This is a genomic window from Thioalkalivibrio sp. ALMg11, from assembly GCF_000377905.1.
GTDB lineage: Bacteria > Pseudomonadota > Gammaproteobacteria > Ectothiorhodospirales > Ectothiorhodospiraceae > Thioalkalivibrio.
In genome coordinates, this window is the sequence record NZ_KB898877.1 from 127,138 (window position 1) to 144,634 (window position 17,497).

Annotated in this window: 21 protein-coding genes; 6 read left to right on the top strand and 15 right to left on the bottom strand. The window is 66.3% G+C overall.

The annotated features are described in order from the left end of the window. Positions 1–35 precede the first annotated feature (35 nt). The 4 genes from D578_RS0112215 to D578_RS0112230 are packed head-to-tail and all read right to left on the bottom strand — an operon-like array spanning position 36 to position 2,718. Positions 36–806 carry a DUF2063 domain-containing protein gene (locus tag D578_RS0112215; protein WP_018950225.1) on the bottom strand — a complete coding sequence of 257 codons (771 nt, stop codon included), beginning with the start codon at positions 804–806 and terminating at the stop codon, positions 36–38. Next, complete coding sequence (locus tag D578_RS0112220; protein WP_026289333.1) at positions 799–1,683, bottom strand: DUF692 domain-containing protein; 885 nt, start codon at positions 1,681–1,683, stop codon at positions 799–801. The genes D578_RS0112215 and D578_RS0112220 overlap by 8 nt, the downstream gene beginning before the upstream one ends. Next, positions 1,673–2,026 (bottom strand): hypothetical protein, encoded by a 354-nt coding sequence (locus D578_RS0112225; protein ID WP_018950227.1) that lies wholly within the window; start codon positions 2,024–2,026, stop codon positions 1,673–1,675. Before D578_RS0112225 ends, D578_RS0112220 begins: the two co-directional genes overlap by 11 nt. Positions 2,027–2,082: 56 nt before the next feature. Then, positions 2,083–2,718, bottom strand: a complete 636-nt coding sequence (locus D578_RS0112230) for a DoxX family membrane protein (protein WP_018950228.1) — start codon at positions 2,716–2,718, stop codon at positions 2,083–2,085. 188 nt (positions 2,719–2,906) lie between these two features. Here D578_RS0112230 and D578_RS0112235 point away from each other — a divergent pair, with 188 nt between their 5' ends. Next, complete coding sequence (locus tag D578_RS0112235) at positions 2,907–3,833, top strand: AraC family transcriptional regulator (RefSeq protein ID WP_018950229.1); 927 nt, start codon at positions 2,907–2,909, stop codon at positions 3,831–3,833. Between the two features lie 19 nt (positions 3,834–3,852). Here the strand turns inward: D578_RS0112235 and D578_RS0112240 are convergent, their stop codons facing one another. From D578_RS0112240 to sdhC, 7 genes are all read right to left on the bottom strand, one after another. Continuing rightward, positions 3,853–4,809 carry a NifU family protein gene (locus tag D578_RS0112240; RefSeq protein WP_026289335.1) on the bottom strand — a complete coding sequence of 319 codons (957 nt, stop codon included), beginning with the start codon at positions 4,807–4,809 and terminating at the stop codon, positions 3,853–3,855. Continuing rightward, positions 4,763–5,017, bottom strand: a complete 255-nt coding sequence (locus D578_RS0112245) for a succinate dehydrogenase assembly factor 2 (protein WP_018938539.1) — start codon at positions 5,015–5,017, stop codon at positions 4,763–4,765. Before D578_RS0112245 ends, D578_RS0112240 begins: the two co-directional genes overlap by 47 nt. 128 nt (positions 5,018–5,145) lie before the next feature. Then, positions 5,146–5,847: a succinate dehydrogenase iron-sulfur subunit gene (locus D578_RS0112250; protein WP_018950231.1), complete on the bottom strand. Its 702-nt coding sequence runs from the start codon at positions 5,845–5,847 to the stop codon at positions 5,146–5,148. A 58-nt stretch (positions 5,848–5,905) separates the two neighbouring features. Beyond that, complete coding sequence (locus tag D578_RS0112255; RefSeq protein WP_018950232.1) at positions 5,906–6,274, bottom strand: TraR/DksA C4-type zinc finger protein; 369 nt, start codon at positions 6,272–6,274, stop codon at positions 5,906–5,908. A gap of 219 nt (positions 6,275–6,493) precedes the next feature. Further along, complete coding sequence (gene sdhA, locus D578_RS0112260; RefSeq protein WP_018950233.1) at positions 6,494–8,269, bottom strand: succinate dehydrogenase flavoprotein subunit; 1,776 nt, start codon at positions 8,267–8,269, stop codon at positions 6,494–6,496. Between the two features lie 10 nt (positions 8,270–8,279). After that, entirely contained in the window at positions 8,280–8,618 is a 339-nt protein-coding gene (gene sdhD / locus D578_RS0112265) for a succinate dehydrogenase, hydrophobic membrane anchor protein (RefSeq protein WP_018950234.1), read from the bottom strand. After that, complete coding sequence (gene sdhC / locus D578_RS0112270) at positions 8,615–8,995, bottom strand: succinate dehydrogenase, cytochrome b556 subunit (protein WP_018950235.1); 381 nt, start codon at positions 8,993–8,995, stop codon at positions 8,615–8,617. Before sdhC ends, sdhD begins: the two co-directional genes overlap by 4 nt. A gap of 178 nt (positions 8,996–9,173) precedes the next feature. On the opposite strand from sdhC, the gene D578_RS0112275 reads away from it, so the two are divergent. Further along, positions 9,174–10,220 (top strand): folate-binding protein YgfZ, encoded by a 1,047-nt coding sequence (locus tag D578_RS0112275; RefSeq protein ID WP_018950236.1) that lies wholly within the window; start codon positions 9,174–9,176, stop codon positions 10,218–10,220. Between the two features lie 3 nt (positions 10,221–10,223). Then, a complete protein-coding gene (locus D578_RS16075; protein ID WP_018950237.1) occupies positions 10,224–10,388 on the top strand; it encodes a hypothetical protein in 165 nt (54 codons plus the stop codon). 12 nt (positions 10,389–10,400) lie between these two features. Here D578_RS16075 and D578_RS0112285 read toward each other — a convergent pair whose 3' ends face one another. The 4 genes from D578_RS0112285 to D578_RS0112300 are packed head-to-tail and all read right to left on the bottom strand — an operon-like array spanning position 10,401 to position 13,992. Continuing rightward, on the bottom strand, positions 10,401–11,834 hold the full coding sequence (locus D578_RS0112285) for an FAD-dependent oxidoreductase (protein WP_018950238.1): 1,434 nt from the start codon (positions 11,832–11,834) through the stop codon (positions 10,401–10,403). Next, entirely contained in the window at positions 11,834–12,214 is a 381-nt protein-coding gene (locus tag D578_RS0112290; RefSeq protein ID WP_018950239.1) for a DUF302 domain-containing protein, read from the bottom strand. The genes D578_RS0112285 and D578_RS0112290 overlap by 1 nt, the downstream gene beginning before the upstream one ends. A 55-nt stretch (positions 12,215–12,269) precedes the next feature. Next, positions 12,270–13,409, bottom strand: a complete 1,140-nt coding sequence (locus D578_RS0112295; RefSeq protein WP_018950240.1) for an acyl-CoA dehydrogenase family protein — start codon at positions 13,407–13,409, stop codon at positions 12,270–12,272. Between the two features lie 34 nt (positions 13,410–13,443). Beyond that, entirely contained in the window at positions 13,444–13,992 is a 549-nt protein-coding gene (locus tag D578_RS0112300) for an OsmC family protein (RefSeq protein ID WP_018950241.1), read from the bottom strand. 414 nt (positions 13,993–14,406) lie between these two features. Here D578_RS0112300 and D578_RS0112305 point away from each other — a divergent pair, with 414 nt between their 5' ends. From D578_RS0112305 to D578_RS0112315, 3 genes are read left to right on the top strand one after another with little or no spacing between them, the layout of a single operon-like run. Further along, positions 14,407–15,261 carry an ABC transporter ATP-binding protein gene (locus D578_RS0112305; RefSeq protein ID WP_018950242.1) on the top strand — a complete coding sequence of 285 codons (855 nt, stop codon included), beginning with the start codon at positions 14,407–14,409 and terminating at the stop codon, positions 15,259–15,261. A gap of 44 nt (positions 15,262–15,305) precedes the next feature. Then, positions 15,306–16,589, top strand: coding sequence for an ABC transporter substrate-binding protein (locus tag D578_RS0112310; protein WP_018950243.1), 1,284 nt, complete (start codon positions 15,306–15,308; stop codon positions 16,587–16,589). Continuing rightward, a complete protein-coding gene (locus D578_RS0112315; RefSeq protein WP_018950244.1) occupies positions 16,586–17,425 on the top strand; it encodes an ABC transporter permease in 840 nt (279 codons plus the stop codon). Before D578_RS0112310 ends, D578_RS0112315 begins: the two co-directional genes overlap by 4 nt. The last annotated feature ends 72 nt before the right edge of the window (positions 17,426–17,497 follow it).

Here is a 17,497-nt window from a genome sequence, read left to right on the forward strand (position 1 = left end):
CACATCCCCGGTGAAACCGTCCGCCCCCCGCGTCTTCAGGCGTCCGCGGAGAGTGGCCGGGCCCCGTCGATGGCGCCCAGCTCGCGGTAGTGCTCGAGCAGCTGGCGGCCACTGACGACCAGATCACCGGTGGCCTCCAGCCCGAAATCCGCGGCAACCCGACGAATCTGTTCGTCGCCCGTCGCCGGCATTTCGACCACGCGCCACAACAGGCGGGCACCCAACGGGTTCAGCTCGGCAAAACGCACCCGCTCCTCGTCGGTGCGATAGGCCAGGAGATAGGTGGGGACCTCGCCCGGTTGTTCGGGCTGGAAGTCACGCCCGATCCGGTGCACCGGGTACTCGTAGGCCAGCAGCCGGGCGGCGGCGGAAAACACCGGCACATGGGTCATCAAGTCGCCTGCCGGATCCACGTCCGAGGGCCTCGCCGCGTCCGCATAGACGAGCTCCGTTTCCACCCGCTCGTAGTGGGCAAGCTCGGCCAGAAACGGCGGATCCCCGGACTGCGCCTGTCGCTCGTCCGCCAAATAGCGCACGAACTCTGCCGCCAACTGGGGGAAGTACGGGGTCTCGCTGCCGTGATCCCGATAGAAATCGCGCACCAGCTGCTGCCAGGCTGCCGCCTCCAGCAGCCCGCGCAGGACCGGGAAACCCTTCGCCAGCAGATTGGCCACGTTGTTGAAGAACAGGCGCCGGTAGATCGCCAGACGTCGCGGCTCGATCCCCTCGGGTGCCGGATAGCGATCGGGATCGCGCAGGTGTCGTGCGAACGCCTCCTGCGTCTGCTGAAAATTGGTCTCAGGCATGCAGGACCCGCTCCTCCTGACCCGCACGTGCCTGGCGCTGCAGATCGCGGATCCGGTCCGTCTCCGCCAGCAATTCTTCCAGGGGCGGGAAATTGAAGTCGCGTTCGAGCAACGTGGGCACCGGGCCGATGCGCGCATAGGTCTCGCCCAGAAGATCCCAGACATCGCTGCAGATCGGCTGTCCGTGCGTATCGACACGCAGATCCGGCGCCTCCTCCTCGTGCCCCGCGATATGCAGGTAGCGCACTCGCTCCAGCGGCATGGCATCCAGGAATTCGGTCGGCTCGTAGCCGTGGTTGATGCTGTTCACCACGATGTTGTTCACATCCAGCAGGAGATCGCAGTCGGCCTCCTCCAGGACGGCCCGGACGAAGCTGATTTCGTCCAGCTCGGCCCCCACCGGGGTGTAATAGGACACGTTCTCCAATGCCAGCCGGCGCCCGAGGATGTCCTGCACCTGGCGCACCCGGTCGGCCACGTAGTGCACCGCCTCCTCGGTAAAGGGAATCGGCATCAGGTCATACAAATGCCCCTGACCGTCCCCACAGGCGGAAAGATGCTCGCTGTAATCCTCGATCCCGTGGGTATCCAGGAAGGCGCGCAAGTCGTGCAGAAAGGTCTTGTCCAGCGGGCGTGGCCCGCCGATGTCGAGAGACAGCCCATGACATACAAAGGGCTGGGCCTCGGTGTATTCGCGAAAGATGCGCCCCAGGCGACCGCCCAGGTGCATCCAGTTGTCCGGTGCCGCCTCGAAGAACCCCAGGCGTTCGGTCGTCTCCGGGGCCTCGGCCAGCGGGCCCAGCAGGGCCCGCCGCAAACCGAGCCCGGCACCGCTGACGCGGGCCGGGTTAACGGGGTGGACAACTTTAGCCGCCACAGGTCCCCTCGCCGCAGGCGCCTTCGGAATCCTTGTCCTCGCTGCCGGAGTCCCCGCAAGTGCCCTCGCCACAGCTGCCTTCACTGTCCTTGGTTTCGGGCGCGCCGCCACAGGTGCCTTCGCCACAGCTGCCTTCGTTGTCCTTGGTTTCGGTAGCCCCGCCACAGGTACCTTCGCCACCGCAGGCACCCTCGGCTAGCATCAGCGGCGACTGTCCGCCCTGCTGATAGCCGTGGTTTAGGTCGGCCGATGCGAACACCGGGCTGGTGGCCATGGCCATGCCGATCGCCGCACTACCGACGGCGCCCGCCAGGGTCTTGGTGGAAAACAGATCGCTCTTCATGGTGTTAGTCCTCGTCTTGCAATTATGGATCCGCTGGATCCGTTGTGAAATGGCTGTTACACAGCCTTTGCCCCCTTGCTCATCATCCTCCGACGTATGTAATAGTCGATGCTGACGTAGCGACCCGCTCCCCAGAAAAATAGCACCAGCAGCATCACGAAGAAGGTGGCGGCCATCTCGATACCGTTATTTACGACTGCGAAATTCCCGGTCTCGGTCAGCCAGCTGTAGTTCCCGTGTTCCTGCAGGATGGCCTTGGCCCGATCCAGGCGCATCTGCGCCTCCTCGATTCCGGAGCAATTGAACAGGCACATCATCGGATCGGAGATGCGCTGCCACCCGTGTTCCAGATGCACGGTGACGGCCGCCACCACCATCGTGATCATCAGTGGGATCGAGAACCAGCGCGCCGCCAGTCCGAGCAACAACGCAATCGCGCCCAGCACCTCGGCATAGGCCGACAGCAGCACCATCAGATAAGGGAAGGGCATGCCCAACCCCCAGTCCGCGTTGCCGTACCACATGACCACATTCTCTTTCGGCAGGAACCCGTCGAGCTTGTTGGTGCCCGCCATCCAGAACACCGGGGCGAGATAAAGCCGTAACAGCAGCGGTGCCAGGAAGTCCGCGCCGCGCGTCCAGTCCAGCCATCCCTGCACCCGTGCTCCCCACGTCCCAATCATGCCCATCATCCTGAGCTCCATTCCGTCCTCTACTGGATACCTAGACTAGACCGATGCCTCCCGAAGTACGCTGGGCAGGCCGCCGGCATTTATGTCTGATCGTCCGGGACGCGCAACGGCGGATGTACCGACAGGCAACCACCTCCCTCAACGGGTAAGGTGGACACGATCCGGGAGCGGACAAAAAGGAACGTTCAATGGATATCAGCCCCCACGAAGACGTGCTGTCGACGGTCCTGGCGGCCTACAACCTGCGCGCCCGCATCGACACCAACCCACGCCTGTGCGGCGAATGGCAGCTCAGTACGGCGGGCTCGGGAAACGCCAGCTTTCATCTGGTGGGAGAAGGCGGCTGTTATCTGCACCTGGGGGACCAGGCTCCCATCTGGATGGAGGCCGGCGACCTTCTACTGCTGCCGCATGACGACTGGCACCTGATGTCCAGCCGCGAAACCATTCGCGATCGGGACAATCACCTGACCCTGGTGGAAGGCGACGATCCGGTGGACACCCCGGTCACCCAGCTCCTGTGCGGCCACTTCGAGTTCGATTCCGGCCGGCGCAACCCGATCCTGGCTGGCCTTCCCGACCACATCATCATCCGTCGCCGCGAATCCGGCGAACGCCTGTCGCACCTGGCGGACCTGATGAACATCGAACTGGCGGAGCGCTCCTCGGGCTATCGGCCGGTACTCGACCGGCTGGCGGATACCCTGTTCGTGATGGCCGTGCGTCATCACATCTGCTCGCAACGCGAACACTCGGAGGGGTCCCTGATCGCCGCCCTGGCGGACGACCGCATCCGCCGGGCGCTGGATGCCCTGCACGCCCACCCGGAGGCGGCCTGGACCCTGGAGGGGCTGGCCAGCGAGGCAGCGATGTCGCGCAGCAGCTTCGCCGAACGCTTCCACGCCCTGGTCGGGCAGACCCCGATCGACTACCTGACCCAGTGGCGCATGGTGCTGGCCGAACGCCTGCTACGCGACGGGAGGGAGTCGGTCGCGGGCGTCATGGACACGGTGGGATATACCTCGGAGGCTGCCTTTCGCAAGGCGTTCAAGCGGGTACACGGATTCGGGCCGGGGCGGATCCGGCAACTGCTGCGCCGGCTAAGCGCCGGCTAGTCGAGGGCATCAATCGGATTCAGAAGGTATTGGAAACGCTGGCCACGCCCGGTGCGCGCGACCGGACCAGGCGCTCGACCACGTTCTTGAGATCCAGCGTGGAGCGCGGGCAACCGACACAGGCTCCCTTGAGCCGGACCCGCACGGTGCGGCCATCGAGTTCGACGAATTCGATGTCGCCACCGTCCTGCATCATGATCCGCCGCGCTTCCTCGATCGCGCCACGTACCGCGTCCTCGTCGATTGGGCCATCGGCCGGCACGTCCGCTGCCTCGCGCTCGGCAAAGGTCTGGACACGGTCCAGGCGCAGGGCCAGTTCCGGATCGAGCTCCTCGATCGCGTCCAGTTCTTCCTCGCTATACACGTGATCGGGCTCGTCGCTCAGCAGATGCGACACGTCCACCATCACCTGCGCATTGTCGGGTCCAGCCATGTTCGGGCCTCCGGGTACTCGGCTTTTCGCCAGTATAGCAACGCCCCGCTCGAGCCCCGTGCGAAGCCGCACCCGCCAGCCGGGATCCACGACCTCGCGAGCGGGCGACCAGCGCAACCGTACGCGCAGTCGGCGCAGGTCCTCCGGGTGCATGCGCCCCGGGTGCAACCACAGACGCCACACCCGGCCCGTCGCGGGCACCCGTACGACCAGGATGACGAGCCTTCGCAACACCCGTGTATCGGGCAGCACTTCGACCCAGTCCACCATTTCCTGGCGCAGACCCTCGGCCGTGGCCAGCCAGGTCGCGCCTTCTGGCGTCTGGCCCAGCCAGTCCCAGGCCGGCGGTTGCGAACGCCATTGCCACCACCACCCGACCGCGGCCAAGCCGAAGACCGGGGCCAGCGTCCACAACGGGCTGTACACCAGCACGTAGCCGACGACCGCGAGCAGCAACAGGATCTGGCCCGCGAGCGCGAGCCGGGGGAGAACCGGGTCAGGCCGGAGCTGAAGCCTGAGTGGCGGCGCGGATCGCCGGGACAAGGCGGGCTATCCCCTCGTCCACTGTAGTCTGGCGACCCATGACCACATCCAGCAGTACGTTGTCGGGGTAGTCGAGCAGGCGCTCGAAGGCATCGCGACCCTCCTGGTCCAGTTGCGCATATCCCTGCGCGAGAAAGTGTCCGAGCAGCCAGTCGTTCTCCAGCATGCCCCGACGGCAGCGCCAGCGTGTCCGGTTGTCCGGTTCCATCAACAAGGACCCCCGCGACTCGTTGGAGCCTGCTTGCAGGCGAAGCCCCTGCCCGCGTTCGACTTCGGAGGGGCGCTCGCCTGCAAACAGGCTCCAACAAACCCCGAGCCGAGAGTGCAGATGGCAGGTCACAGCGACTTCTTCAGCATCGTGCGACGGATGTCGCTGATCGCGCGGCTCGGGTTCAGGCCCTTCGGGCACACCTGGGTGCAGTTCATGATGGTGTGGCAGCGGTAGAGCTTCCAGGCATCATCCAGCTGTTCCAGACGGTGCTCGGTGGCCTCGTCGCGGCTGTCGTGGATGAAGCGCGCGGCCTGCAACAAGGCCGCCGGCCCCAGAAACTTGTCCGGGTTCCACCAGTAGGACGGACAGGCAGCGGAGCAGCAACCGCACAGGATGCACTCGTACAGGCCATCCAGTTGTTCGCGGTCCTCGGGGCTTTGCTTGCGCTCGACCTCGGGCTCCGGGCTGTCGTTAACCAGCCAGGGCTCGGCCTTGCGGTACTGCTCCCAGAAGTTGTCCATGTCCACGATCAGGTCGCGGATCACCGGCATGCCCGGGAACGGGCGCAGTGTCACCGGTGACTCCAGATCCGTCAGCGGCGTGATGCAGGCCAGGCCGTTGGTGCCGTTGATGTTCATGCCATCGGAGCCACAGACCCCGTGCTGGCAGGAGCGGCGAAAGCCCAGCGAGTCGTCCTGCTCCTTCAACAGCAACAAGGCATCCAGCAGCATCATCCCCGGCTCGACCTGATCGTCAGGCAGGGTGAAGCGCTGCATCTTCGGCAGCGTGTCCGTCTCCGGGTTGAAGCGGTAGATCGAGAACTCCATCCGTCTCTCCTGTCAGCGGCCGCGACGCCACCGGTTCACGCGCATCGGTACGACCCGATCAACCCTGTTCCTGTTCCTGTGCCTCGGCGCAGGCAATGCAGCGTTCGGCGGCCGGATCGATCTCCAGCCGCGAGCGGGCAATCGGCTCCAGGCAATCGATACACAGTCCACCCTCGCCTTCCTTCAGCCGCACCAAGGCCCGGCGTGCTCGGGCGCGCTGGGCCTCGCGCCGTTGCTGGCTCGCCTTGGCCATTGCCTGGCCTTGCAGCGCGTCCATCCGTGACAGCCGTCCGGTGCGCTGCTGGTCCAGCTCCACGGTCGCACCGCTTTCGCCGGCTCCCTCGAGTGCGGCGTCCAGCTCCGTCACCAGCGCCTCGAGCTGCTCGCGCAGCCATGCCTCGGGTACCGGTTCGGTGGGGTTGCTCATTGGTCGTCTCCCATCGAGCGCGTTGCACATGGTTGAACGCGCGGGCTGCCATGGCCCCTGATGCGATTCGCTGTGCTCATCGGCATCCTACGGCCTGTATTGATGCACCGGTGTCGTAGGGTGCGTTGAGCATCGCGAAACGCACCGATGCCGGTGGGAATATCCACCTCGTGATGCGATTCGCTGCGCTCATCGGCATCCTACGGTCGCGTTGCGCCATCAATAGACGCGTTCCTTGGGCGGGAACGAGGCGACGGTGTTCGGCTGGGTGCGCACCGGCTTGTAGTCGAGGCTGTCATCCGCCAGCGAGTACAGGCTGTGCTTCAGCCAGCGCTGGTCGTCGCGCTCGGGGAAGTCGATCCGCGAGTGCGCCCCGCGGCTCTCCTCGCGCCCCAGCGCGGAGCGGATGGTCGCGATCGCGCAGTCCATCAGGTTCTCCAGTTCCATCGCCTCCACCCGCGCGGTGTTGAAGGTGCTGGAGTGATCCGCGATCACCGCGTTATTCAGGCGCTCGCGCAGCGCGCGGACCTTCTCCACGCCCTCGCGCATCACCTCGTCGGTGCGGAACACCGAGCAGTGGTCTTCCATCACCTTGCGCAGCTCGCGCTTGAGCGGCTCGATCTGCTCGGCGGAACCATCGCCCGGGTTCTTGCGATCCCAGCGCGTGAGCCGCGCCATTGCCTGCTCCACGGCCGCCTCGTCCAGCGCCCGGTGGTAGCGATTCTCCGCCAGGTACTCGAGGATGTGGTTGGCCGCCGCGCGGCCGAATACCAGGATGTCCAGCAGCGAATTGCCACCCAGGCGGTTGGCCCCGTGCACCGACACGCAGGCCGTCTCGCCGGCCGCGTATAACCCGGGCACCGGGTCCTCCGGGGTATCCTTCACCGGCGCGACCACCTGCCCGAAGCGATTGGTGGGGATACCGCCCATGCTGTAGTGACAGGTCGGGAAGATCGGGATCGGCGCCTCGATCGGGTCCACCCCGAGGAAGGTCATACTCGTCTCGCGAATCCCCGGAAGGCGGTGCATGATGGTGTCGGTCCCGAGGTGGCGCAGGTCCAGCAACACATGGTCCCCGTTGCGCCCGCAGCCGCGCCCCTCGCGCACCTCGGTGGCAATGGAGCGGCTGACCACGTCGCGCGAGGCGAGGTCCTTCGCCCGCGGGGCATAACGCTCCATGAAGCGCTCGCCCTCGGAGTTGATCAGGAACCCGCCCTCGCCGCGCGCGCCCTCGGTAATCAGCATCCCGCGCCCGGCGATCCCGGTCGGGTGAAACTGCACGAACTCCATGTCCTCCAGCGGCACCCCGGCGCGCAGGGCCATCGCCATGCCGTCGCCGGTGTTGATCAGGGCATTGGTCGTGGTGCGGAACAGCTGCCCCGCCCCGCCGGTCGCAATCAACGTGGTCTTCGCCTCGATCACGATCGGCTCGCCGGTCAGGATCTCGAACGCCAGGACGCCCAGCACGAAACCCTGCTCGTCGCGCAGCAGGTCCACCGCAAAGTATTCGTCGAAGAAGTGCGTACGCGCGCGCAGATTCTGCTGGTACAGCGAGTGCAGGATCGCGTGCCCGGTGCGGTCCGCCGCGGCGCAGGTGCGCGCCGCCTGGTCCTGACCAAAGTTCTGGCTCTGCCCGCCAAAGGCGCGCTGGTAGATGTTGCCGTTGTCCAGGCGCGAGAACGGCACGCCAAAGTGGTCCAGCTCGTAGACCACCTTGGGCGCGGCGCGACACATGTACTCGATCGCGTCCTGGTCGCCCAGGTAGTCCGAGCCCTTCACGGTGTCGAACATGTGCCAGTGCCACGAGTCCGGCAGGACGTTGGCCAGCGCGGCATTCACCCCACCCTGCGCGGCCACCGTATGCGAGCGCGTGGGAAACACCTTGGAGACCACCGCGACCTTGGCATCGCCATTGGACAGCTGCAGCGCCGCGCGCAGGCCGGCCCCGCCCGCCCCGATGATCAGGGCGTCGAACTTGCGCCGTGCCACGTTCATGCCAGTCCCTTCATGCAAGCCCCGCCCGAATCAGAATGAAGAATGCCCACAGGCCCGTCAGGAGCAGACCGCCGGCCGCCAGTACGAAAACCGTGAGCCGCGTACCCGGCGCATGCACGTAGTCCATCACCACGTCACGCAGCCCGATCCATGCATGCAGCAGTAACAGCAGCACAAACACAGCCGTCAGCAACCCAATCACGGGGTGCCCGACCACACCCAGCCATGCGGCATGATCCGCGGGTGCGGCCAGCACAAAAAATCCAAGAGCCAGGATCACGTATACGCCCACATACACCGCGGTGATGCGTTGCAGCAACCAGGCGCGCTGTCCGCTCAGGAGCCTCATAGCACCAGCCCCAGCCACACCAGCACCGTGGCGAGGATGCCCGCGTACAGGGCATCGCGCGCCGTGCGCAGCGAGCCCTCGCGATCCTCGCCGATGCCGAATTCCATCAGCAGGTAGCGAATCCCGGCAAACAGGTGGTGCAGCAACCACCACAGCCCGAGGGCCAGGGCGACCAGGCCGAGCGGGTGATAAATAATGGCGACCACCTGAGCGAAGCCCTCGGGGCTGGCCAGCGAGCGGTCCAGGAGCCAAAGCAGCACGGGAATCGACAGAATCAGGAAGACACCGGTGATCCGGTGCAGAATGGAGACCACGGCATTCAGCGGCAGTCGGATCTTGCGCAAATCCAGAAAGACGGGACGCCCCTGCCGAGTCATGCCAACCCCTAATAGCCGGAAGAAAAGGACCGTCAGGCTGACACCCCGCGTGGGGTTCGTCTACCATCGATCCACCGAATCAGCTTACCACTCCATGCTGCCGTCGTGACCCCGTATCGCCGCCTCCCGCGCGGTACGCCCGGCGATGGCATGGGCAGCAGTCCACTGGAGATCCTCGATGCGCGAAGACTGGAAAGACCACATCACCGATGCGGGTGCCGAGTTCGAGGAGGACGACCTCCTGCACTACGGCAACCCGGAGCGCGAACGGCGCATGGCCGTCAATGGCGAGGTGATCTGCGACCTCTCCCATCGCGGCCTGCTCGAGGTCCGCGGCGACGACGCCACCGACTTCCTGCAGGGCCAGTTCGGCAACGACATCCGCGCGGTGGACGCACAGCACAGCCAGCTCTCCAGCTACGCAAGCCCCAAGGGCCGCGCCTACGCCGTGTTCCGCGTGCTGCGCACCCGCGACGGCTACCTGCTGGAGATGCCCGCCGACCGGATCAAGCCGGTAGCCAAGCGCCTGCAGATGTTCGTGCTGCGTGCGAACGTCATCATCGAACAGGCCGGGGATTCGCGGATCCACTTCGGCTGCTCCGGGCCGGATGCCGAGAAGGAACTGCAAAGCGCGCTGGGTGCCTGCCCCGCCGAGGTCGAGGAGGTCGTCGAGAAGGACGGCGTCATCGTGGTCCGGGTGCCCGGGGTGCACCCGCGCTTCGAGCTGTTCGGCGAGTTCGAGGCCATGCGCAAGGCATGGGACGGCCTGAACGTCCACGCGGCCCCGGTGGGCCCGCGCGACTGGGCGCTGCTGGATGTCCTGGCCGGGGTCCCCACTGTGGTGGAGGAAACCTCCGAGAAGTTCGTGCCGCAGATGCTCAACCTGCACGCCCTGGGCGCGATCAGCTTCGACAAGGGCTGCTATCCGGGCCAGGAGGTCGTAGCCCGGATGCATTATCTCGGCAAACTCAAGCGGCGCATGTACCGCCTGGCGATCCACACTCAGACCCCGCCCCAACCCGGTTCCCCGGTTTTCCGGGCCGACGGCAACCCCGACCAGTCGGACGGCGAGATCGTCGCCGCCGAACTGCACCCGGACGGGCTGTACTCCGCCCTGGCGGTACTGCAGGTCGCGGCCGCCGAGGGTGAACTGCGCTGGGACGCCCCGGACGGCGCCAAAGCCGAGGTCGTCGAACTGCCCTACGCGGTCCCCGAAGGAGCCTGACGCATGCGCTTTCTGTTTTTCTTTTTCGTACTGATCCTGCTGGCACTGTGGGGGGCCTTCTTCAGCCGCCCCGACAACCCCACGCTATCCAACTGGCTTTACGCCCTTTCGGGCGTCCTGGCCGTGCTGTTCATCATCGGTTACCTCCGGCTCGACGGGGTCATCTGACCCCGCTGGGCCTCAGGACGCCAGTCGGGTCCGGGTATCCGCCACCGGCTCGCCCAGACGCGTCTCCAGCTCCCGCGCCTGGCGAGCATGGCGACCCGACACGGCGAATCCCGCAAGCCGCCCGTCAGCGTGATACTCCAGGTGACGCCCTTCGGCGTCACCCGAGATCTCCACCCACTCGCCCCCGTCCGTCCGCGGCGGGCAGACGTTCAATGGCAGGCTCGTCGTCTTGACCTGCACGATCCCGGCATCCGGCCGGTACACCGTCGGCTCGCCGGACAGCGTGCGCGCCAGCGCAGCCGCCTGCCCGCGCAGGGTCTCCACGTAGGGGCGCAGCTGGCCGTCGAACTCGCAACCATCGCCCAGGGCGAAGATCGCCGGGTCCGTGGTCCGCAAGAGTGCGTCCACCTCGATCCCCGCGTGACAGGCCAGACCGATCCGCTCGGCCAGCTCGCGGTTGGGCACCAGCCCCAGCGCGCTGATGACCACTTCGGCCTCTACGGATTCGCCGTTGGCCAGGGCAAGACGGGTCGCACCCTCCGCGACCGGTTCGATGCCCTCGACGATCGCCTCGGTGCGCCACTGCACACCATGGTCGGCCAGCGCCTTCTTCAGATCGACGCTCAGCGGCTCGGGCAGCAGATTCGCCAGCGGCCGCGACGCACACTCGATCAAGGTGACCGGATACCCACCGGCCGCCAGGTCATCAGCCAGCTCGCAGCCCACCAGTCCGGCACCGATGATCGCCACCCGGGCGTGGGCGGGCGCGCCTTCTCGCGCCTCGAGCGCTGCACGGAGATGCCGGTAGTCCTCCAGCGTATTCACCGACAGCGGCGCTGTGGCCCCACCCGGGAACGCCATTTGCCGCGGGCGCGCACCGGTAGCCAGCACCAGTTGCCCGTATGGGACGCCACCACGGGCGGTGATGAGTCTTTGCTGCGCCCGCTGGACATCCAGCACACGGATGAACGGCATCAGATCGATCCCGAGCCGGGCCGCACGCGCCGGGCCACTCTCCTCGACCAGGTCCGTGACCGCGACGCCACGGGCGAAGGCATTGGAGATCCGCGGCTTGGTGTAGTAATCACCGGAATCGGCGGTCAGCAGTCGGATCGTTCGCTTCGGGTCCCGCTCGCGCAGGGCCTCGGCCAGCGCCCAACCCGCCATGCCGCCGCCAACGATCACGACCGCATCCGGATCATCCGCTCCGGGGCCGGCACTCCAGGCCATCGCCGCCGCACCCGCGTCCGCCTCTTCGGCGCGCGGTTCCAGCGCGGTGAAATCCGCCTTGGTCACGTTACAGTCCGGGCAATACCAATCGTCGGGGATATCTTCGAAACGCGTACCCGGGGCCAGACCCGAATCCGGGTCACCCTTGGCCTCGTCGTAGATATAGCCGCAGACCTTGCAGATAAAACGCTTGAAATCACTCGAGTCGGTGCTCATCACGCGGCCTCCAGGGCATCGAGAATGGCCTGCAGCTTCGGATCCAGCTCGGCGCCAATGGCGTCAAGATGAGGGCTTGCCCACGGTGCGAACACGTCCCGCGCGGAGCGCGCGCTGATGCGCAGGAGATCACCATCGCCGGAGACGTGGATGCGCAGCGGGATGTCGATGCCGGCCGCCTTGCAGGCCTCCCAGACACGCACCGCATAGCTCGGATGAAAGACCTCAAGGATCTGGTCGGTCGGGACCTCGACCCCGATCTTCGCGGCGTTGGCCTGGCCATTGATATGCGAGACCAGCTTCAGCCCCTGGGCGTCGATCTCTTCCTTCAGGGTCGCGACCGCGGTCTCGGGGTCCAGTCGGGTAGTGGTTTCCAGCATGACGATTCCTTCGTTCGGCGCGGGGCCCCGGTGTGCCCCGCCCGTGAGTGGTGGACTAGTGCGCGTGGATACGCGCCAGCTCCTTGCGCAGATGCTTGATCGCCGGGGTCACGATGGCCACGAAGTACGACTCGCGCAGCTTGCGCTGGGCGGCAGCGTTCGCCAGGTAGCCCCGGGCGCCGGCATGCAGCAGCGCGGACTGCGACGCGCGCAACGACATTTCGGAACCCGTCAGGCGCATCTGCAGCACATCAGCAAAGAAGCGCTCGGACTCATCGAAGGGAGTCTCCGACAAGGCGTAACAGGCCGCGCGACCATCCTCCAGCGCCTCCTCCAGCTCGCCGACCTGGTCATCCAGATAGCCGTTCACGTGGGCCAGCGTCTCGTTGGCCTCGCGCATGGTCTGGATGCAGCCATCGATCAGCCCCAGCCCCATGCCCATCTGCAGCAGCACGAAGCCGGGCCGGATGCGGCGGATGTACTCGGGCAGGGAGTCCGCCAGCACGTGTTCATCGGGCACGAACACGCGATCGAAGTGGCAGCCGAAGGTACGCGACCCCTCCAGGGCCGTGAACTCGGGACAGGCCGTCAGGCTGAAGCCGGGATCGGAACAGTTGATCAGCGCCATCACCGGCCGTGGATTCTCGCCGGCGGTGCGGAAGATCGCCCCGAAGTAGTGATCCTCCCCAAGGTTGGAGACCCAGGGCAGCGCACCGGAGACCACGTAGCCCCCGTCCACGCGTTCGGCGGAGAGCTTCAGGTCCTCGATATTGGCGAACCACTTCATCGGGTTGGACAGCGCGGTCGCGCCCAGCGCCTCGGCATTCGCCAGTCTCGGCAGGGCCTCGCGCTTCAGGGTGTCCGAGGCACTGTTCTCCACATACCAGGCACAGGCGTTCTGGCACCAGGCGACAAAGCCCGTGGTCATGCATTCGGCAGAGATCACCTCGGTCGCGCGGATGGCACTGGCGATATCCGTGGTGCCACTGGCGTTCTGGCTGGCCAGGTGTCGATTAAACGCGCCGAGGCGACCGGCCTCGCGCAGGAAGTCTTCGGGGTACAGGCCTTCGCGGTCGATGCGGGCGGTCAGCGGAGCCAGATCGCGCTCCACCAGCGCCTGCAACGCGGCATCGGCATCCGCCGGCCCTGTGGCCGGCGACACCCCCGTCACGTCTCGAGTGCGGGTTTCAAGCATTGGGGTTTACTCCCGTTGGGCAGCAGGACCGGATTCAGGCCAGCTCGACGCTGAGCTTGACCGGGTTGCGCATGGTGTTGGCGACCGGCGACCAGAAGTCGGCATGGGCGACCAGTTCCTTCAGCTGCTCCTCGCTGGCATCCCCTTCCAGGTTCGCCTTCACGCGGATATCGGAAAAGCCGAGGTGCTTGTTTACGTCGGTGTCCCCGACGCCCCATACGGCGGTCACGTTGATATCGCCCTCCAGGGTCAGCTCGAGCTTGGTCAGCGTGATGCCGCGATCGACCGCGTTGGCGTGCATGCCCACCGACAGGCAGGCGCCCAAGCTGGCCAGCGCGGCTTCGGAGGGGTTCGGTGCGGTGTCGTCGCCCAGCAGATGCGGCGGCTCGTCGATCACGTGGGCCTCGAGGTCGCGCACGAAGGTCAGGTTGCGGAACTTGCCCTCGCAGACCGTGGTGGCCTTCAGGGTCACGATGTTCTCGGGGTTGGCCTTGCCCTTGGCGGCGAGGTTATTGAGGCCATTCTGGTCGATCGGCTCCAGGCCGTTGACGGACAGGGAGGTGGTGGCTTCGGCTGCGGACATGGTGTAGCTCCTGATGGTTGGGATTCGTCGATCCCCGGCATTCGACCGGGTCGTCCATCCCGGTGCAGAACCCGTGCCAAAACCGTGCAGACCGCAGCAGCAAGCCGTTTGCCGGCAATCCCTCCGAAATCGGAAGCGCCCCGGATGGACAATCCGTCCACTTTGTCCATTCCGGTCGCCCACATTGTCCGGTTTGTCCAGTGCGACCGGTGCCATCGAAGACCCAGTGCCACTGCACCGCCGTTCACCCCGCCCCAGCCCATCCCGCTTCAACGCGCCGTTTCCGCTCGCCTTAAGGGGGAATGTCCCGAGCACGCTGCGGATTTGGCACGCCACTTGTAAGGAACCCCTGGGAACGCGCCGCCGAACCGATCCAACCGGCGGCTCATGAACGCAGGTCAAGAGGGAAACGCCATGGGCGCCGCCATCTCCATCGACTACATCACCCATCACTATCCCAAGCAGGAAGAACCCACGCTGAAGGACATCCAGGTCACCGTCGCACCGGGCGAGACCGTGGCCCTGATCGGCCAGAGTGGCTGCGGCAAGTCCACCCTGCTGCACATGCTCGCGGGGCTGCTGCTGCCGAGCGAAGGCTGCGTGCGCATCAATGGCCACCAGGTCATCAAGCCGAGCCCGCGCTGGAACATGATGTTCCAGAAGCCCTCGCTCTACCCCTGGATGACGGTACGCAAGAACGCCTCCCTGGGCCTGATCTTCCAGGGCCGCAAGCGCGACATGCGCGACCGTATCGACGAGCTGCTGGAGACCGTGGGCCTGACCGAGAAGGCCGAGGTCAACGTGCAGTCGCTCTCCGGCGGCCAGCAACAACGTGTCGCTTTGGCCCGCAGTCTGGCCACCGACCCCGAGCTGCTCCTGCTGGACGAGCCGTTCTCGGCCCTCGACGCCTTTACCCGCGTTGCGCTGCAGGACGAGGTCACCCGACTGGCCCGCGAGCGCCGGATCTCGGTGGTCTTCGTCACCCACGACATCGAGGAGGCCGTCGCCATGGCCGATCGCGTCCTGGTCATGGGCTCCAACCCGGGGACCATCACCGCCGAACTGCATATCGACATCGCCCACCCGCGCGATCGCAACAGCCAGGCCTTCGTCGACCGCAAGGCCGAACTGATGGGCTACTTCGGCGCCACACGCGCCCCGGCCGCTGACAAGGGCGGGGCAGAAGCCGAAGCCCCGACGTCGGAAACCGAAAGCGAACAGGCCGAATCGGCCGCCACCGAATCCCGGGCCCGCGTACGCGCCGCCTGATCCACCGCCGCCATTGTCCCGAACCCGAGCGAGGAACCGCCACCATGTGCAACTGCGACAATCACCACGACATCGACAGCGAACTGGACCGGCTGCTGGACCGCAGCTTCTCCCGCCGTAACTTTCTGCGTACCGCCGCCGTCGGCGGCCTGGCCGGGAGCGGGCTGGCCCTGCCCGGTTCGCTATTTGGGGCCGAACCCGGGGGCCTTGAGGAGCCCGAAGGCGTCGTCAGCGATTTCGACGGCGTCGTGCGCATCGGCTACATCCCGATCACGGACGCGGCCGCCCTGCTGGTCGCCCACTCCGAGGGCTATTTCGAGGACGAAGGGCTGGAGGTCGCCGATCCCCAGCTGATCCGCGGCTGGTCGCCGCTGATCGAGTCCTTCGCCGCCAACCGCTTCAACCTGGTGCACCTGCTGAAGCCGATCCCGCTGTGGATGCGTTACCAGAACGACTTCCCGGTGAAGATCATGTCCTGGGCCCACACCAATGGCTCGGCCGTGGTGACAGGCCGCCATGTCGACGTGCAGAGCTTCGCCGACCTCGGCGGCAAGAGCGTTGCCGTGCCCTACTGGTATTCCATGCACAACGTGGTCATGCAGATGGCCCTGCGCGATGCCGGCCTGACGCCGGTGATCCGCGACCAGGGCGACGCCCTGGAGGCGCACGAGGTCAACCTGATGCTCATGCCGCCGCCGGACATGCCGCCGGCCCTGGCCGCGCGCTCCATTGATGCCTACATCGTCGCCGAGCCGTTCAACGCCGCCGGCGAACTGCTGGCGCGCGGCAACGTGCTGCGCTTCACCGGCGATATCTGGAAGAACCACCCCTGCTGCGTGGTCTGCATGAACGAGCGCCTGACCACCCGCGAGCCGGAATGGACCCAGAAGGTGATGAACGCCGTGGTCCGCGCCCAGGGCACCATCCAGCAGGACAAGAAGACCGTCGCCACCATGCTCTCGCGCGATGGCAAGGGCTACCTGCCGATGCCCGCCAACGTAGTGGAACGCGCGATGACCAACTATCACGACGACAGCACCTACGCCGACAGCGGCGCGATCCGTCACCCCGAGTGGGAAAACGGTCGCATCGACTTCTCGCCCTGGCCCTACCCGTCCGCGACCAAGATGCTGGTCGGCGCCATGAACGAGACCCTGGTCGGCGGCGACACCACCTTCCTCGAAGGCCTGGATCCGGACTTCGTCACTGACGACCTGGTGAACTACGACTTCGTGCGCAAGGCCATGGAGAAACACACCGCCTGGCAGGGCGCCCCGGGCGTGGACATGGATTCGCCCTATGCCCGCGAGGAGGTGGTGGTCCTATGAACCGCGAAGCGACCCTCTCCGCCGACACCGCGACCGTGGAGCGGCCCATGCCGGTGCTGCGGTTCGCGGACCAAGCGCGCCGGGCGCTGCAGTACCCGGCGCTCGGCATCGCCGGACTGTTCGCCCTGTGGTGGTGGGGCGGCTGGGCCATCGCCAACAACGAGGACACGATGGCCTTCGCCAGCTTCGCCCCCGGGCCGACGCTGACGGCCTTCTGGGACATCGTCAGTTCCGGGGCCGTCTGGAAACCGATCGAGTCCAGCCTGTACCGCGTGGGCTGGGGGCTGGGCTACGCCATCGCCATCGGTGTGCCGATGGGCGTGATGATCGGCTACTTCCTGACGCTCAAGCAGGTGACCCACGTACCGTTCCAGTTCCTGCGGATGATCTCGCCGCTGGCCTGGATGCCCATCGCGGTGCTGGCCTTCGCCACCTGGGATGCAGCCATCATCTTCCTCATCGCCATCGCGGCGGTCTGGCCAATCACCTATGCCACCGCGCACGGGGTGCAGCGCATCGATCCGATGTGGCTCAAGGTGGGCAACAACCTGGGCGCCAACCCGTACCACACCCTGCGCTATATCGTGATGCCCGCGATCGCGCAGGACGTGTTTGCCGGGATTCGCCTGGCGGTCGGGGTGGCCTGGATCGTGCTGGTGCCAGCCGAATACCTGGGCGTCACCTCCGGGCTTGGCTATGCCATCAACGATGCCCGCGACACCCTGGAGTACGACAAGCTGGCGGCCTTCGTGCTGGTTATCGGCATCATCGGCTACATGCTCGATGCCATCTGCGTACGCCTGATCAAGCGCAGCAGCTATCACGCGGAGGGCTGACCCCTCGGCAATGCCCTGGCCCGGCCATTCCTGGCCGGGCCTTTTCATGCGCCCGTAAAGCGGGCAAGTGCG

Excerpts from the sequence above, each read along its gene's own strand:
- sdhC (WP_018950235.1), bottom strand. The coding sequence starts at position 8,995 with ATGACTCGGCAGGGGCGTCCCGTCTTTCTGGATTTGCGCAAGATCCGA.
- D578_RS0112315 (WP_018950244.1), top strand. The coding sequence starts at position 16,586 with ATGAACCGCGAAGCGACCCTCTCCGCCGACACCGCGACCGTGGAGCGG.
- sdhD (WP_018950234.1), bottom strand. The coding sequence starts at position 8,618 with ATGAGGCTCCTGAGCGGACAGCGCGCCTGGTTGCTGCAACGCATCACC.
- D578_RS0112290 (WP_018950239.1), bottom strand. The coding sequence starts at position 12,214 with ATGCTGGAAACCACTACCCGACTGGACCCCGAGACCGCGGTCGCGACC.
- D578_RS0112285 (WP_018950238.1), bottom strand. The coding sequence starts at position 11,834 with ATGAGCACCGACTCGAGTGATTTCAAGCGTTTTATCTGCAAGGTCTGC.
- D578_RS0112245 (WP_018938539.1), bottom strand. The coding sequence starts at position 5,017 with ATGGAACCGGACAACCGGACACGCTGGCGCTGCCGTCGGGGCATGCTG.
- D578_RS0112250 (WP_018950231.1), bottom strand. The coding sequence starts at position 5,847 with ATGGAGTTCTCGATCTACCGCTTCAACCCGGAGACGGACACGCTGCCG.
- D578_RS0112215 (WP_018950225.1), bottom strand. The coding sequence starts at position 806 with ATGCCTGAGACCAATTTTCAGCAGACGCAGGAGGCGTTCGCACGACAC.
- D578_RS0112230 (WP_018950228.1), bottom strand. The coding sequence starts at position 2,718 with ATGATGGGCATGATTGGGACGTGGGGAGCACGGGTGCAGGGATGGCTG.
- D578_RS0112225 (WP_018950227.1), bottom strand. The coding sequence starts at position 2,026 with ATGAAGAGCGATCTGTTTTCCACCAAGACCCTGGCGGGCGCCGTCGGT.
- D578_RS0112300 (WP_018950241.1), bottom strand. The coding sequence starts at position 13,992 with ATGTCCGCAGCCGAAGCCACCACCTCCCTGTCCGTCAACGGCCTGGAG.
- D578_RS0112275 (WP_018950236.1), top strand. The coding sequence starts at position 9,174 with ATGCGCGAAGACTGGAAAGACCACATCACCGATGCGGGTGCCGAGTTC.
- D578_RS16075 (WP_018950237.1), top strand. The coding sequence starts at position 10,224 with ATGCGCTTTCTGTTTTTCTTTTTCGTACTGATCCTGCTGGCACTGTGG.
- D578_RS0112310 (WP_018950243.1), top strand. The coding sequence starts at position 15,306 with ATGTGCAACTGCGACAATCACCACGACATCGACAGCGAACTGGACCGG.
- D578_RS0112295 (WP_018950240.1), bottom strand. The coding sequence starts at position 13,409 with ATGCTTGAAACCCGCACTCGAGACGTGACGGGGGTGTCGCCGGCCACA.
- sdhA (WP_018950233.1), bottom strand. The coding sequence starts at position 8,269 with ATGAACGTGGCACGGCGCAAGTTCGACGCCCTGATCATCGGGGCGGGC.
- D578_RS0112255 (WP_018950232.1), bottom strand. The coding sequence starts at position 6,274 with ATGAGCAACCCCACCGAACCGGTACCCGAGGCATGGCTGCGCGAGCAG.
- D578_RS0112305 (WP_018950242.1), top strand. The coding sequence starts at position 14,407 with ATGGGCGCCGCCATCTCCATCGACTACATCACCCATCACTATCCCAAG.
- D578_RS0112235 (WP_018950229.1), top strand. The coding sequence starts at position 2,907 with ATGGATATCAGCCCCCACGAAGACGTGCTGTCGACGGTCCTGGCGGCC.